The organism is Chryseobacterium sp. HNCC26DJ241, assembly GCF_057180505.1.
Map to the genome: position 1 here is coordinate 68,949 of NZ_JBXUGL010000010.1, position 14,896 is coordinate 83,844.

The window sequence follows — 14,896 nt, forward strand, 5'->3', positions numbered from 1 at the left end:
TTTTTTGAATATAAATTATTAAGTTGTTGCAAATTTACAATTTTGTAGCAGAATCCATAACAATAGTTACAGGTCCGTCATTGAGTAAAGAAACTTTCATATCGGCGCCGAAAATCCCACTTTCGGTTTTCAATCCGGATTTTGCAATTTCTTCTTTGAAATAATCAAAAAGTGGAATTGCCTTTTCAGGTTTTGCAGCTTTTATAAAAGAAGGTCTGTTCCCTTTTTTATAATCGGCGATTAAAGTAAACTGACTGATACAAAGAATCTCTCCTTTGATGTCCATCACAGAAAGATTCATCTTGCCTTCATTATCGCTAAAAATTCTCAGATTTAAAATTTTCTGAACAAGCCAATCCGCATCTTCTTTACCATCATCTTCATGAACTCCTATCAGTAATAATAAACCCATAGAAATATTTCCAACAATTTCTCCTCCTACTTTTACACTTGCTTCAGAGACTCTTTGTATAACTGCCTTCATTTAAAACCTAAATCAATTGTAAACCGTTAAAGTATTGCTGAAAGAATCATAATTATAAAGATAAGTTTTTGGAGGAATGTTGGCAACCGAAGTAGGCTGACCTGTGATAAGAATCCATTCTGCTCCATCTTTTGGACATACGATTTTGATATTATTTACAACATTTAGGGTTGTTGTATCTTCCGGACAGATATGGGGAGCATTTCTATCATAAATTTTAAAACCGTTAGAAGTTCGTACAACTATTAATCCACGAGTTCCGGAGCTTTGCTCATCTACATAAATCCAACCTCCAACCGTTTGCAAATCAAAATAGGCAGGAAGATTAAGATTAAGAACAACATTGATATTAGTACTCGGAAAGCAATTGACTGTATCTTCACGATTGCCACATGATTCAATTGGAGATAAAAAGCTGAAAATCAAAAGGATTAATGAAAAAGCATGCAAAAATTTATTTTTCATTTCAAAAATAATTCTTATATTTGTAGAACGAAATTTTAACGATAACATTGTCCGGCAAATGTCGGATTATTTTTTTATACTAACGCTAAATTTAGAAAAATATGGCAACTTATGTTACAAAAGAAGGACTTGATAAAATGAAAGCGGAGCTGGAGCACCTTGAAACTGTTGAAAGGCCAAAAATTACTCAGCAGATTGCTGAAGCTCGCGATAAAGGAGATCTTTCTGAAAATGCAGAATATGATGCCGCAAAAGAGGCTCAGGGAATGCTGGAAATGAAAATTTCTAAATTGAAAGATACTATTGCCAACTCTAAAGTAATTGACGAATCTCAGTTGGATACTTCTAAAGTGTCTATTCTGATGACTGTTCGCCTAAAAAACCTAATTACAAAACAAGAACAAAAATTCAAATTAGTACCTGATAATGAGAGTGATCTGAAATCAGGAAAAATTTCTGTGAATACACCTATAGCTAAAGGTCTTCTTGGTAAAGCAGTAGGAGAGACAGCAGATATTGTGCTGCCAAACGGTAATAAACTTTCTTTTGAAGTTTTGGAAATTTCTCTATAAAAGTTGTAAAATAATGAGAACGCAAAAAATGTAACTTGCATTTGAAAATTTACACATTATAAAACAAAGAAAACATGAGTAGTATATTCACCAAAATAGTCGATGGACACATTCCTTGTTATAAAATAGCTGAAGATAATGATCATTTGGCGTTTTTAGATGCAATGCCTTTAGTAGAAGGACATACTTTGGTGATTCCCAAAAAAGAAATAGACCTGATTTTTGATCTTGAAAATGAAGAGTTTAAAAATCTTTGGAATTTTGCTCAGGGAATAGCCAAACAATTAGGGAAGGCATATCCTGATAAAAGAGTTGCTGTTGCTGTTGTTGGGCTGGAAGTTCCACATGCCCATATTCATCTTGTTCCCATTACTAAAATGGAAGATATGAATTTTAGAAATGTGAGATTGAAGTTCAGTCCAGAAGAATATCAAAAAATTCAAGAAAAATTAATCAATAATTGATTATTATTAAAAAAAAATTATTATCTTTATTATATCTTAAATAATTTATGAACCCTAACCAATGTTCATTTTGCGGAAGAAAAAGAAATGAAGTACAAATGCTGATTTCCGGACAAAATGGATTTATTTGTGAAAATTGTATAGAGCAGGCTCATACAATTGTTAAAAGTAATGTTTCAGAAAATGGCTTTTCTCCTGCGGAAAATATGGGGGAGCTTAAAAAGCCTAAAGAAATTAAAGAATTTTTAGATCAATATGTAATAGGACAAGAACAGGCAAAAAAACAACTTTCTATAGCAGTCTATAATCATTATAAGAGGCTTCTTCATGCCAAAGTTGAAAATCGTGAAGTAGAAATAGAAAAATCCAATATTATAATGATTGGAGAGACGGGAACAGGAAAGACTTTATTGGCGAAAACAATTGCTCGTGAATTGAATGTGCCGTTTTGTATTGTAGATGCTACGATTCTTACTGAAGCCGGATATGTGGGAGAAGATGTGGAAAGTATTCTTTCAAGGTTATTGATGGTTGCAGATTATGATGTAGAAAAAGCGGAAAAAGGGATCGTTTTTATTGATGAGATTGATAAAATTGCAAGAAAATCAGATAATCCAAGTATAACAAGAGATGTTTCCGGAGAAGGTGTTCAGCAAGGATTACTGAAATTATTAGAAGGGAGTATTGTGAATGTACCTCCGCAAGGTGGGAGAAAACATCCTGATCAAAAATATATTCAGGTGAATACTCAGAATATTCTTTTCATTGCTGGTGGAGCATTTGATGGAATCAAACAGATTATTGAAAGAAGACTAAATAAACAAGCAATTGGATTTAGTTCTGAAAAAATAAATAAGGTGGATGAAGAAGATGATGTTTTGTCTCAAATTAATGCAACAGATTTGAGAAGTTTTGGACTCATCCCGGAACTTTTAGGAAGGTTTCCAATTATTACTTATTTGGACAAACTTACAAAAGAAACTATGGTTCGCATAATGAAAGAACCAAAAAACTCAATTATTAACCAGTTCACCGAGCTTTTCAAGATGGATGAGGTGGAATTGGTGTTTACAGATGAAGCAATTGAAAAAATTGTAGATGAAACTATTGAAAAAGGTCTTGGAGCAAGAGGATTGCGCGGAACTACGGAGAAAGTTTTGGAGGATTATATGTTTCATATAGGAGAAGAAAAAAGGCTGATACTGAATAAAGAAAACGTATTAATTTAATATAATATTGGTATTTAAAAAATTATTTTTAAATTTGCACGAGAAATAGTAACAAAAACACACCAATAGAATTATGAGAAAAGATTTATTAATTTTAGGAAGCTTAGTGTTCGCTGCACATTTTGTGAATGCTCAAGTGTTGACTTTTGTTGGGGACAATGCTGCTGTTACCGTTAAAGATGGTGCTCTGGTTTATTCCGGAGGTGGTTGGCAGAATACAGGTAGTGGTAAAGTTGATAACGAAGGTGATATTATGGTTGTAGGTACTCCTGGTACAGACGTTTTTAATATTGCATCTGGAGCAGATTTTAGATTAAAATATACTAATAGCTCTACCTACGGACAACTTTATATTACTGGCGTTTCCCAAGGTAGCATTAGTGGAAAAGTGAATAAGGAATATAAGGCTGATAATAATAGCTCAGATCAGTTAGGTTCTCTTGGTAGACAGCAAATTTCTTTGCCTTTCTATAATTTCACTATTCAGGATATAAAGAATGCTATTGAGCCGGGTAATGTAAATGCATCATGGTTAAACACTACTACTACTACATTGAACTATACAGGTAGATTTAATGTAGCATCTATTTTTAAGTGGAACAACGCAAGAGCTAGGTATGACCAAATCACAGGTGCTAATACAACTGTAGTCGGAAAACCTACCGATTATTATATCCTTCCAAGAAGAAGTCAAAATGCACTCGGCACTGCTTTTAATGAGGAGTGGGATGCTGTGAACAATCTTAAAACGTTTTCCGGTACTCCTGCATCTGACGAAGATGCTAATGTAAAGTTTAGTCTAACCGGAGCTGCAGCCGGAATCAATTTCGGAATCAACGGAAATACTAAAAACTTTTATGCAGAAAGATATAACTCCTATATTACTGATCCATTTCGCTCAGGAGGAGGAACTTCTGGAACTCCAGCTTGGGAAGCTGATTATGGAAAAAATCTATATCAACTTGCAAATCCTTTTTTAATGAATATTGACCTTAAGTATATAGGTCATAATGAAGGAGCTTCAGGAGATGGTATTGAAATCAAAGGACTTTATGGTGTTGCTACTTTTGGAGCGAATGGAGTTACTTGGCAAAATGGAGAGGGTTCCACATATTCAACTACAGGTATCAATTTTGCAACAACTTCAGGTGGAGTTTTACAAGGTGGAGATGTTACTTCTGTTGTAAAACCTATGGGTGAATTTTATATTAAAATGGATAAAGACTATGTGTCTCCAAGTACAGATTTCAGTATGCAAAATACAAGAAGATTTTCTCAAACCCGTAGAACTTCTAATACATATAATGTTGCCGGTAAGGGCGCTTCTTCAATCCCTTCTGATAAAATTGTAAAACAAGTTGCTGTTATTTTGAAAGATTCTTCTGGAAATGAAATGGGAAGAACTTACTATGCTGTTACACCTTCTGCTCAAACAGGTTTTTCTGATAGCAGAGAACTTCAGGCTTATGTATTGAAATATCCAATATATACAAAAGAAGAATTAGCATCTGGTGGGGAAGATGTAGCTCAAAAAGGTATGCTTTATATTAATTCGGCTAATGAATTTAATTTTGCTAAAAAAGAAATCCCTTTAAAAATTGAAAGTACCAATGGAGCAACTTTAAGTTTTGAAGTTTATGAAGGAGGTGATAGATTGCAAAATGGTGAACAACTTTCTTCAGGAAAATCATTTTATATTAAAGTAAATAATGAGGTAACTCAAATAGTTGATGGTGCAAGTATTGCACTTACTAATGGAAACTATGGACTATATTATGATACTCCGGAAAGTTTCTTAGCAAGTTCTGACGCAGTACTTTCTCAAACTATAGTTGCTAAAAAAGACACTGATTGGGTTATACGTTTTGCTAAAAACTGGAAGTCTGCTGATGTTGAAGTATATTCAGCGGCGGGGCAACTTATCCATTCAAAAAAGAATGTTTCTACATCACAAGACTATATTATTCCTATAGACATAAAAGCCAACGGATTATATATAGTAAGAACAACTTCTAATAATGGAGAAGTGGTCACCAAAAAAATTGTTAAATAGTAAAACCAAAACCACGAAGAATGAAAAATAATATATTTTATAGAAATTTAACCTTAGTTTTCCTTTTAATATTCGGATTTTTAGCAAACGCTCAAACTCCGCCTCCACCTCCTCCAGGAGAAGAAGGGGATATAGGTGCAATTTCTCAGCCTATTGATGGATATGTAATTTGGTTATTAATTGTCGGAATAGTTTTTATTGTTCTCACTTTAAGTAGAAAGTCAAAGCTGATTAAAAATATCTAAAACAATATAAAACTCACTATTTTTAGTGAGTTTTTTTTTATTTTTGTGTATGAAAAAATTTATAACACTTTTGGTATTGGGTTCTTTTTTCAATGCTCAATCTCAGTTTAAAGTTACTATTGAAGTTCCCTCAGAATTTAGTTCTAAAGAAGCATACATTTATACTTTGGACGGATCGAAGGATATACTGAAAACCAAAGAGAATCGTAGTGGGAATAGTTGGAATATCAGTATTTCTAAACCGTATGTCGGTATGATGAAAGTTTTTTTTCCTGAAACAAATACGTCTCTGAATTTTATTTCTGAAAATAAAGATGTCAAATTAAAAGTATTGACAAATAATAACAAAATTTCTAAAGTAGATTTTTTGGATGAGGCTAACTCTTTAATGGCTTCTATTCAAGATGTTCAGCAGAAAAGGGAATATATACTTCCAGCTTTGTATCAAATCAAAGAGTACTACCAGAAAAGTTCAGATTTTGGAGGTGCATTGGATAGAGAGATTGACAGACTTTCAGAGGCCACTCCAGATGCTTCTAAATTTCCATTTATTAGTTATTACAGTTCTAATTATAATAAGTTTATTCTAAAGGATGCGACAAAGCAACCTGCTACTGAAAAAGATATTCGTGAATTTTTGGTAAAATCAAATGATTTGCTTGAGACATCTTCTTTAATGAGACCCATATTAGTTTCATATTTGAATTTGGCGTCGGGTTCAAGTTCCAGTACAACAAATGTCTCAGGCGCTATTGATGATCTTTTGAATGCTGTTAATATTGAAACACCAAGAGGTCAGACTGTACTTTCCGAATTAATAGATGTTTTTGATCTATATGGAATGAATGATTTAAAAACTAAGTATCTTGCCGAAGCTAAAGGTTTAAAGTGTACCATAAATGATCGACTGACTTCTACTATTAAAAGTAATGTGAATACCGAAATAGGTGCAAAATTTCCAAATTATAAATTTGTGAATGTTGTAAACACAACTGCTAAAAGCATTCATGATATAAAAGCCGGAAAGAAGATCATTGTATTTTGGTCATCCACCTGTTCACATTGTGAAAAGGAACTTCCAGAGATTTTAGAGAAGTATTTGGAGCTTAAAAAGCAAAACGTGGAAGTTATAGGACTATCTCTTGACTCAGATAAAGATTCTTATGTAGCTAAGATAAAAAGTTTCCCTTGGATCAATGATTCTGAATTGAAGGGATGGTATTGTTCATATACAGAAACATATAATGTACATGCTACTCCTTCCTATTTTATATTAGATTCTGATAATAAAATAGTTGCAAAACCAGATCATGTAAAAGATGTAATTAGTTACTTCAATTTAAAATAATACTTGTGTAAAAAGCAAATTATTTATATATTTGCGCCACCAAAAAGGCGAGGTAGCTCAGGTGGTTAGAGCGTTGGATTCATAACCCAAAGGTCACGGGTTCAAATCCCGTCTTCGCTACAAAAAATCTCAATGTAAATTGAGATTTTTTTATTTTCCATTCATATTTATTTAATGTTGCGTTATTTTTAAGTATAAATATTTATCATTATTACTTATTTAATAATTTTTGTTTTTCAATGAATATTTTTTATATTTATTTTTTTATAATCATAAATTAGTAAAAAAAAATCAAAAAATATTTGGCGTTTTCTAAAATTAATGTATCTTTACGACGCTTTGATAGAGCATTTTTTGTTACTAAAAAGTAATAAATTTTTTTTCATCATTTGTGTTTTTGGAATCGCGTTGAGAAACGCGATTCTTTTTTATCTTAATCCCTTTCATACCGTACTAATAAATCAATAAAATAAGAATATGTGATGCTTCCTTCCTGTTGATTTGATTTTAAGAAAAGGTTATTAGTCATTTCAAAAAAATTATCAAGAGGGCCTTCGTGCTGTAGAATGAAGAGTTTTTCATTAAGGCGATCTCTTTTCATTCCTGAAGAATATTTTTTTAAAACTTGTCTTACAAATTCCGGATTTTCTTCAACTAATGAATTTAAAAGGCTTTTCAACACAAAATAATTGGTGCTGTATTTTAAATCTGCATTTTCAGAATCTTTGCCAATGAGAAAGCCGATAAAATTTGCCTCTTGTTCACGAGCAAAACCTAATTGATGGGAGCTTTCATGTGCTAATGTAAATGGAATATAAGAAGATGGTAATTCCGGATTATACTGAGCTTCCGCTGTAAACGGGTTATAGTATCCTAAAATTCCGGTATAATTCATAATACCTCTGAAAATACTTGTTTTGAAAGAATGTACTTCAGTTCCTTTCTTATGGGTGATCCATTGAGGGATTTTGTTTTGGCTCTTCAAAATTTCATATTCTAATTCTTTCTGATCAGTAATTTTGAAAACTCCTTTTTGATCTTCCTTTACTAATTCGCGGGAATTTTTGCAGCGTTCTAAATATTTCCAAACCAAAGCCTTTGTTTCGTTCAGGTTGGGTTCTTCTTTTGAAAGTTTTTTAATCAAAGGTTCCTGAAAATAGAGTAGCCCCCAAAAGAATTGATAAATAAAGTAAATACAATTGAGAGTAATCAACAATTTTGTCACAGACTCCTTTCTGCTTTTCTTTTTTAAAATTTTAATGAAATAATAAATGAATAAAATAGTCAGTAAAATATATAAGATATCTCCTAACGAAAAAGGAATCCAAGAAAAAAAGTTTTGATGAATCTTTTTTTGAATTTCAAAAAAGGATTCGTTTAAGGAAATGACAAAATTTATTTTAGATAGTACATAAAACAAAAGAAATTGGGCAAGTAAAATCCCTGCCCAAAATCTGTTTTTATAATATGAGTTTTTTTTGTTAGTGTCCACCCTCACTTTTTATTTTATCAAGATCTATTCCCTGGGATTTTAAAATTCCGCTTACTCTTATTGCATAAAAGGCAAGATAAGCGAAGCAAATGATACCTACAATATAACTTGTGTGTATGCTGGTCATATCGGCAAGTTTTCCTTGTGTCCAGCTTACAATTCCGCCTCCCATAATCATCATAATAAGAAATCCTGAACCTTCATTGGTGTGCTTTCCTAAACCATTAATAGCTAAAGCGAAAATACAAGGCCATAAAGTTGAACAAAATAAACCAACACTTGTAAATGCATAAACTGAAGTCATTCCTGTAGTAAGCATTCCGACTAATAAAGCTGCAATTCCTGCAACGGAAAATATAAGCAACATTCTTGCAGGATTTCCTTTACTCATAATATCACAAGCAATCATTACAAGAATTATTAAACCATATACGTAAAAATGGGAAAGATCATGCTTCGCAATAGCGTTTACTAATAAGAAAACTCCGAAAGCAAGATAAGGAGCTAAAAAGCGTAATATTTTTTTGAAACCAGCACTTACATCAAACGCGTCTACTGCACCAGTCCAACGTCCGATCATTAGAGATGCCCAGTATAAAGAAACGTAAGGGGCAGTATCCTTAGTCGCAAATCCTAAAGATTTTTCCATATATGCAGGCAAATTACTTGCTGTGGAAACTTCAACACCTACATATACAAAAATAGCAATCATTCCTAAAACTAATTGTGGATACTGAAATGCAGAACTTCGGTGTTCACCTTTTACATTATCATCTGTATCTTCTAAATTTGTTGGTGTTACTGTAGGAAGAGAAGAGAACTTCAGCATAATAGCAACAAGAATAAAAGCAGCACCCAAAACCAAATATGGAATTTTTACCGATTCAATACTTGCATCTGTATTAGCAGCAGTAGCGGATCCAAAAATTGCAAAAGCTACAATAAGTGGTCCGATGGTAGTACCAAAATTATTAACACCTCCAGCCATAGTCAAACGTTGTGAGCCGGTTTCTTTTGGGCCAACTTCTATTGCTAAAGGATTAGCTACAATTTGTTGCAAAGAAAATCCTAGACCTACAATAAAAAGTCCAGAAATCATTAGTGGAAATGAGCCTAAATTTGCAGCCGGATAAAATAATAATGTTCCTGCCGCAGAAATCAGAAGTCCAAGAATCAATCCGTTTTTGTAACCGATTTTATTGATTAGATCCTGTTTTATTCCTTTTGAAATAAACATATAAATTAGCGAGCCCACTGTATAAGCAACATAAAAAGCTACTGAAACCAATTGGCTCTGGCTTTGTGAAAGATTAAAGGCTTTTTTGAAAACTGGGATCAGAATATCATTGCTCGCTGCTACAAATCCCCAGAAAAAAAATACGGAAACCAATGAAGCGAATTGCCCCCAATTGGTTTGTTTAGAATAGTTATTGGACATACTTGTTAAAAATTTCTTAATAACAAATATATTTATTTTTTTGAAAAGTAATGCGATTCCAATGTTTTTTTTATCTCATTTTGAGAAATTAATTTTTGTTCTGCGGAAGTAAGTTCCGGTTCTAGTATGTCATTGAAATAGATTTTTACAACTCCGGGATGTCCTTTTCCATTATCGAAAGGAAACATTTCTTTTAATCCTGCAAACGTAAAAACGGCTAAAGAAAAATGGTGTTTTGTAGAAAGGATAAAAGCACCATCTTTAAAATTATCCAGTAGAACATTGGTATCATCCGGAACTCCACCTTCAGGAAAAATGACAATGCTATCACCTTCTTCCATTCTTTCAGCACACCTTCTATATACATCAGCACGACTCCTTGCAGAAGATCGATCAACCATTACACAGATTCTTTTATAGATAGTACCGAAAATAGGAATTTTTACCAGTTCTTTCTTTCCTACAAAGCAAATCGGATGATGAGGAAAAAGAATACATGGAAGCATCACATCTATGATAGAGGTGTGATTGGCAATAATAACATATTGTTTGTTTTTATCAATTTTCTTATCGGTAAGGTTTTTTAATGTGTATCGGAAGCCCATTCCATAGAACATTCCATAACACCAAAGTCTTACAAAAAAATAGGCATATTTATAATGTTCTTTTCTAAAGGAAAGAATATAAACCGGAACAAAAAATAGGATAGTAAGAATGGCGCCCAGAATTACCAGCCACCCTCTCCATAAATAATTTAATACTTTTATCATTTAAATTTCCAAAAATAGTGATCTATCCATTGAAAATCAATCTTTTTTTTACAGAATAGTTTAGTATGGATACAAGTACGATAGCAAAAATTTTACTTAATATCTCAGGACTGAAAACGAAAAATCCCATATCGATGTTGTCTACAAAAACAAACCTGAAAAAGATTTGGAAAAAAGCAAGACTTAATATTGTAGAAAAAACAGAAACAGCCATAAAATAGGCAAACTCTCTTTTTTTGGAATGCTTTCCTCTTTCGAATACGAACCAGATACTGAAAAAATAATTGGAAATAATTCCGCAAGCGGTAGAAAAAATATTACTCAACGGAAAATGTATTCCATGAAAATCTATTTCCTGAGGAAGGATTTTAGGGATATACACACTAAAGATTTTGAATGAACCAATTTCCAAAATAGCACTTAGTCCACCAGCAATAACAAAAAACAAAACCTGTTTCTGTTTGAGTAAAAGATGTTTCATCCGAATTATTATGCTGCAAATTTAAACATAATGTTAATTCATCAAAATTCATTCAAAAAAAATTTTTTAGTTGGGAAAATATTTTTAAATTTAATTTATCAGTTTACGAAATATTACCTGATAATATATGCGTATTTAAATATTAACAGAAATGCATTTTTTATCTTGAGGCACGTGCTTTTATAATCCTTATTTATCTAACAGATTAAAAATAACCGCCTTGAAAACCAATCAACCGTTTAGGAAATTTACACCCCAGCAAAAAAAAATTGAAGAGCTTGAAAAATCCAATTTACGATTTAAACGTATTTATTCAGAATACGAATTGATGTCACAAGAACTTTGGAATCTTGAAAATTCTGACGGACCGGCAGTTCCTGATGATTTTATTAATGCGATTAAACTGCAAACGACTTTTTTAGAAGATGAAATCAATGATTGGCTTATTGATTACAGGAAAGAACAAGATGATTAATCTATCAGATCATTTTAACATTTAATTTCATATTTTAGCAAACCTAAATTTTGCTAAAATATGATAATTATTGTTGATGGTGGTTCTACAAAATGCGATTGGGTTGTTCTGGATAATCAGGGCAATTTTCAATTTAAGACCAATACCACTGGTTTTAATCCTAATATTATAGACGTAAATAAGATACCTGTAGAACTTCAGAGCAATCAGGAACTTTCTAATGTAAAACATGAAGTGGATCATGTGTTTTTCTACGGCTCAGGTTGTGGAGTGGTAGAAAACTGTGTCAAGGTGGAAAATGCATTGAAACAATTTTTCACCAATTCTAAATTTGTAATTAAGGAAGATTTGACTGCAGCAGCTTATTCTGCATATAATGGGAAACCGGCAATTGTTTGCATTTTGGGAACCGGCTCCAATTCCTGTTATTTTGATGGAACAATGGTGAAAAGAGAACTTCCTTCTCTTGGATTTCTCATTGGTGATGATGGGAGTGGCTGTGCATTGGGAAAGCTTCTTGTAAAAAATTATTTTATGAAGAAACTTCCACCCGATCTTCATCAGCAATTTTCAGAGACGTATAATCTGGAAATTGAAGATCTTATAAAAAATATGTATCATAATTCCAGAGCTAATGCATATTTGGCAGATTTTAGCAAATTTATTGTCGATCGGAAAGAGCATCCGTTTTTGCAGCATTTGGTTTTCGAGGAACTTAAAAATTATTTTGATTATCAGGTTCTTCCTTACGAAGAAAGCAAAAACTGTGAAGTCAATTTTATAGGTTCTATAGCTTATTACTATGAAGATATCTTGAGAGCAGCTGCAGCAGAATTTCATTTAAATATTGGTGTAATTGTTCAGAAGCCTATTGAGAAACTGGTAGAATATCATAAAACTTACATTATTCCTCAATTATAATTTCCAAAAAAATCATAATTTTTCAATTCCTAAAATATACTTATGTCAGCCAATAATAGAGACGAAAAAAATTTTAATAAAGCAGCATTAGACTATCACAAGGCAGAACCGAAAGGTAAAATAGAAGTCATACCATCAAAGCCACATTCTTCGCAAAGAGATTTGTCTCTTGCATATTCTCCGGGAGTTGCAGTTCCGTGTTTAGAAATAGAAAAAGATCCGAAAACCATTTATGATTATACAGGTAAAGGAAATCTGGTTGCTGTTATTTCCAATGGTACTGCGGTTTTAGGTTTGGGAGATATTGGTGCGGAAGCCTCTAAACCTGTGATGGAAGGAAAAGGTCTTCTATTTAAAATCTTTGCAGATATTAATGTATTTGATATTGAAATCAATGAAAAAGATCCGGATAAATTTATAGAAATTGTAAAAGGAATTGCTCCAACTTTCGGAGGGATCAACCTCGAAGATATTAAAGCTCCAGAAGCCTTCTATATCGAACAAAAACTAAAGGAAGAACTCGATATTCCTTTAATGCATGATGATCAGCACGGAACTGCGATTATTTCTGCGGCTGCATTAATCAATGCTTTGGAAATTGCCAACAAAAAAATAGAAGAAGTAAAACTGGTGGTAAACGGAGCCGGAGCTGCTGCTATTGCCTGTACAAAATTATATATTGAACTTGGTCTAAGGAAAGAAAATATATTGATGTGCGACAGTAAAGGCGTTATCAATAAGAATAGAGAAAACCTGACTCCTGAAAAATTGGATTTTGTAGCACAAACTGATATTTCATCTTTGGAAGATGCAGTGAAAAATGCAGATGTTTTTATTGGTCTTTCCAAAGGTGACGTTATGACTCCGGAAATGTTGCTTTCAATGGCTGAAAATCCTATCGTTTTCGGATTGGCAAATCCCGATCCTGAAATTAATTATAATCTTGCCATGTCTACCCGCAAAGATGTAATCATGGCAACCGGAAGAAGCGATTATCCTAATCAGGTGAATAACGTTCTCGGATTTCCGTATATTTTTCGTGGAGCTTTGGATGTTCAGGCAACAGGAATTAATGAAAAAATGAAACTTGCGGCTGTAAGAGCTATTGCAGATTTGGCTAAAGAGCCAGTTCCGGAAGCAGTGATTTTAGCGTACAATTTGAAAAATCTGAGTTTTGGTAGGGAATATTTCATTCCAAAGCCTTTTGATAATCGTTTGATTACGAAAGTTTCCATTGCTGTTGCCAAAGCAGCTATGGAAAGCGGAATTGCAGGAAAACCAATTGAAAATTTTGAAGATTATGAAAACCATCTTCTCGACAGAATGGGGCGTGATGAAAAGCTCATCCGAATGATGCAGAACAGAGCCCGTTCTAACCCGAAACGTGTTACTCTTGGAAATGCTGAAGAATACAATGTACTGAAAGCCGCCCAAATTTTATATGAAGAAGGAATTGCACATCCGATTCTTTTGGGTGATAAAAAATATATCAAATCTCAGATGAAGGAATTCGGGATCGAACTGGATGTTCCCATTGTAGATCCGAGTGATGACGAACAAAAAGCAAAAAGAAAGGAATATCGTGAAACGCTTTGGAAACTTCGCCAAAGAAAAGGTATGAACGAGTATAAAGCCAAAAGATTTGTCCGTCAAAGAGATTATTTTGGCCCATTGATGCTAAGACACGGAGATACTGATGCATTAATTGTAGGATTTTCCAAAAATTATACCTCCGTTTTACGACCTGTTTTAGAAGTGATAGAAAAAGAAAAAGGTGTAGATAAAATTGCCGGAATGATGATGATCTTGTCCGAAAAAAAACCAATTTTCTTTGCAGATACTTCTGTGAACCAAAATCCTTCAGTAGAAGATCTGGTAAATATTGCAAAAATGTCTGAAATGACGGTGAAATCTTTTGCTATTGAGCCAAGAATCGCAATGCTTGCATTTGAAAATTTTGCAGCTATATCGGAAACTTCGAAAAAAGTAGCCAAAGCAGTACAAATTCTCCATGAAAAATATCCGAAAATGGTTGTAGATGGAGAGATTCAGCCGGATTTTGCGATGGATAGCGATCATTTAAGTGATTATCCTTTTTCAAAATTAGGAACAGATCCTGCTAATGTATTTGTGTTTCCGAATCTTGAAAGTGCTAATCTTTCTTATAAAATTATTCGCGGGATGAAAGTAGCTCAGGTTGTAGGGCCGATTTTGATGGGATTGAAACAGCCTGTTCACGTTCTGCAAATGAGATCCAGTGTAGATGAAATTGTGAATCTGGCTACAATAGCTGTGTTGGATGCACAAAGAAGAGATGAAAAATAATTTGTATGAAAGAACACAAAAGTATGGGTAATACATTATAATCAATTCTTTTATTTTCAGAACTAAAAAATATCCCTTTTCAGGGTTTAAAGCTTGAAAAGGGATTCCGATACTGCAATACTTTCTCTTCTCAA

The 14,896-nt window shown here is 33.0% G+C and carries 15 protein-coding genes and 1 tRNA gene; 10 read left to right on the forward strand and 6 right to left on the reverse strand.

Annotated features, from left to right (window positions below):
• Positions 1-34 precede the first annotated feature (34 nt).
• Together dtd and AC2A1C_RS07185 are read right to left on the reverse strand one after the other, a co-directional pair.
• Positions 35-484, reverse strand: a complete 450-nt coding sequence (gene dtd, locus AC2A1C_RS07180; protein WP_484024776.1) for a D-aminoacyl-tRNA deacylase — start codon at positions 482-484, stop codon at positions 35-37.
• Positions 485-496: 12 nt separating this feature from the next.
• Positions 497-949: a hypothetical protein gene (locus AC2A1C_RS07185; RefSeq protein WP_484024778.1), complete on the reverse strand. Its 453-nt coding sequence runs from the start codon at positions 947-949 to the stop codon at positions 497-499.
• Positions 950-1,050: 101 nt separating this feature from the next.
• On the opposite strand from AC2A1C_RS07185, the gene greA reads away from it, so the two are divergent.
• From greA to AC2A1C_RS07220, 7 genes are all read left to right on the forward strand, one after another.
• Positions 1,051-1,521, forward strand: coding sequence for a transcription elongation factor GreA (gene greA / locus AC2A1C_RS07190; RefSeq protein ID WP_484024780.1), 471 nt, complete (start codon positions 1,051-1,053; stop codon positions 1,519-1,521).
• Between the two features lie 74 nt (positions 1,522-1,595).
• Positions 1,596-1,985, forward strand: coding sequence for an HIT family protein (locus tag AC2A1C_RS07195; RefSeq protein ID WP_484024782.1), 390 nt, complete (start codon positions 1,596-1,598; stop codon positions 1,983-1,985).
• Positions 1,986-2,032: 47 nt separating this feature from the next.
• A complete protein-coding gene (gene clpX / locus AC2A1C_RS07200; RefSeq protein ID WP_484024784.1) occupies positions 2,033-3,214 on the forward strand; it encodes an ATP-dependent Clp protease ATP-binding subunit ClpX in 1,182 nt (393 codons plus the stop codon).
• A gap of 73 nt (positions 3,215-3,287) precedes the next feature.
• On the forward strand, positions 3,288-5,267 hold the full coding sequence (locus tag AC2A1C_RS07205) for a T9SS type A sorting domain-containing protein (protein WP_484024785.1): 1,980 nt from the start codon (positions 3,288-3,290) through the stop codon (positions 5,265-5,267).
• A 20-nt stretch (positions 5,268-5,287) separates the two neighbouring features.
• Positions 5,288-5,512 carry a hypothetical protein gene (locus AC2A1C_RS07210; RefSeq protein ID WP_484024787.1) on the forward strand — a complete coding sequence of 75 codons (225 nt, stop codon included), beginning with the start codon at positions 5,288-5,290 and terminating at the stop codon, positions 5,510-5,512.
• A gap of 49 nt (positions 5,513-5,561) precedes the next feature.
• Positions 5,562-6,860, forward strand: coding sequence for a peroxiredoxin family protein (locus tag AC2A1C_RS07215; RefSeq protein WP_484024789.1), 1,299 nt, complete (start codon positions 5,562-5,564; stop codon positions 6,858-6,860).
• 46 nt (positions 6,861-6,906) lie between these two features.
• Positions 6,907-6,980, forward strand: a tRNA-Met gene (locus tag AC2A1C_RS07220).
• Between the two features lie 313 nt (positions 6,981-7,293).
• On the opposite strand, the gene AC2A1C_RS07225 is transcribed toward AC2A1C_RS07220, so the two are convergent.
• The 4 genes from AC2A1C_RS07225 to AC2A1C_RS07240 all read right to left on the reverse strand — a co-directional run bounded on the left by AC2A1C_RS07225 (position 7,294) and on the right by AC2A1C_RS07240 (position 11,041).
• Complete coding sequence (locus tag AC2A1C_RS07225; protein WP_484024811.1) at positions 7,294-8,280, reverse strand: DUF3810 domain-containing protein; 987 nt, start codon at positions 8,278-8,280, stop codon at positions 7,294-7,296.
• Between the two features lie 61 nt (positions 8,281-8,341).
• Complete coding sequence (locus AC2A1C_RS07230; RefSeq protein WP_484024791.1) at positions 8,342-9,790, reverse strand: MFS transporter; 1,449 nt, start codon at positions 9,788-9,790, stop codon at positions 8,342-8,344.
• 32 nt (positions 9,791-9,822) lie between these two features.
• Complete coding sequence (locus tag AC2A1C_RS07235) at positions 9,823-10,560, reverse strand: lysophospholipid acyltransferase family protein (protein ID WP_484024793.1); 738 nt, start codon at positions 10,558-10,560, stop codon at positions 9,823-9,825.
• A gap of 22 nt (positions 10,561-10,582) precedes the next feature.
• Positions 10,583-11,041 carry a GtrA family protein gene (locus AC2A1C_RS07240; RefSeq protein WP_484024795.1) on the reverse strand — a complete coding sequence of 153 codons (459 nt, stop codon included), beginning with the start codon at positions 11,039-11,041 and terminating at the stop codon, positions 10,583-10,585.
• A 220-nt stretch (positions 11,042-11,261) separates the two neighbouring features.
• Between AC2A1C_RS07240 and AC2A1C_RS07245 the strand changes: the two genes are divergently transcribed.
• From AC2A1C_RS07245 to AC2A1C_RS07255, 3 genes are read left to right on the forward strand one after another with little or no spacing between them, the layout of a single operon-like run.
• Positions 11,262-11,516, forward strand: coding sequence for a hypothetical protein (locus AC2A1C_RS07245; RefSeq protein WP_484024797.1), 255 nt, complete (start codon positions 11,262-11,264; stop codon positions 11,514-11,516).
• Between the two features lie 60 nt (positions 11,517-11,576).
• Positions 11,577-12,437, forward strand: a complete 861-nt coding sequence (locus AC2A1C_RS07250; protein WP_484024799.1) for an ATPase — start codon at positions 11,577-11,579, stop codon at positions 12,435-12,437.
• A gap of 42 nt (positions 12,438-12,479) precedes the next feature.
• The gene (locus AC2A1C_RS07255) at positions 12,480-14,762 is read left to right on the forward strand and encodes an NADP-dependent malic enzyme (protein ID WP_484024801.1); all 2,283 of its coding nucleotides are present in this window, start codon (positions 12,480-12,482) and stop codon (positions 14,760-14,762) included.
• Positions 14,763-14,896: the final 134 nt, after the last annotated feature.

Excerpts from the sequence above, each read along its gene's own strand:
- AC2A1C_RS07210 (WP_484024787.1), top strand. The coding sequence starts at position 5,288 with ATGAAAAATAATATATTTTATAGAAATTTAACCTTAGTTTTCCTTTTA.
- AC2A1C_RS07240 (WP_484024795.1), bottom strand. The coding sequence starts at position 11,041 with ATGAAACATCTTTTACTCAAACAGAAACAGGTTTTGTTTTTTGTTATT.
- AC2A1C_RS07185 (WP_484024778.1), bottom strand. The coding sequence starts at position 949 with ATGAAAAATAAATTTTTGCATGCTTTTTCATTAATCCTTTTGATTTTC.
- AC2A1C_RS07255 (WP_484024801.1), top strand. The coding sequence starts at position 12,480 with ATGTCAGCCAATAATAGAGACGAAAAAAATTTTAATAAAGCAGCATTA.
- AC2A1C_RS07215 (WP_484024789.1), top strand. The coding sequence starts at position 5,562 with ATGAAAAAATTTATAACACTTTTGGTATTGGGTTCTTTTTTCAATGCT.
- AC2A1C_RS07195 (WP_484024782.1), top strand. The coding sequence starts at position 1,596 with ATGAGTAGTATATTCACCAAAATAGTCGATGGACACATTCCTTGTTAT.
- AC2A1C_RS07205 (WP_484024785.1), top strand. The coding sequence starts at position 3,288 with ATGAGAAAAGATTTATTAATTTTAGGAAGCTTAGTGTTCGCTGCACAT.
- AC2A1C_RS07230 (WP_484024791.1), bottom strand. The coding sequence starts at position 9,790 with ATGTCCAATAACTATTCTAAACAAACCAATTGGGGGCAATTCGCTTCA.
- AC2A1C_RS07250 (WP_484024799.1), top strand. The coding sequence starts at position 11,577 with ATGATAATTATTGTTGATGGTGGTTCTACAAAATGCGATTGGGTTGTT.
- AC2A1C_RS07235 (WP_484024793.1), bottom strand. The coding sequence starts at position 10,560 with ATGATAAAAGTATTAAATTATTTATGGAGAGGGTGGCTGGTAATTCTG.
- greA (WP_484024780.1), top strand. The coding sequence starts at position 1,051 with ATGGCAACTTATGTTACAAAAGAAGGACTTGATAAAATGAAAGCGGAG.
- dtd (WP_484024776.1), bottom strand. The coding sequence starts at position 484 with ATGAAGGCAGTTATACAAAGAGTCTCTGAAGCAAGTGTAAAAGTAGGA.
- clpX (WP_484024784.1), top strand. The coding sequence starts at position 2,033 with ATGAACCCTAACCAATGTTCATTTTGCGGAAGAAAAAGAAATGAAGTA.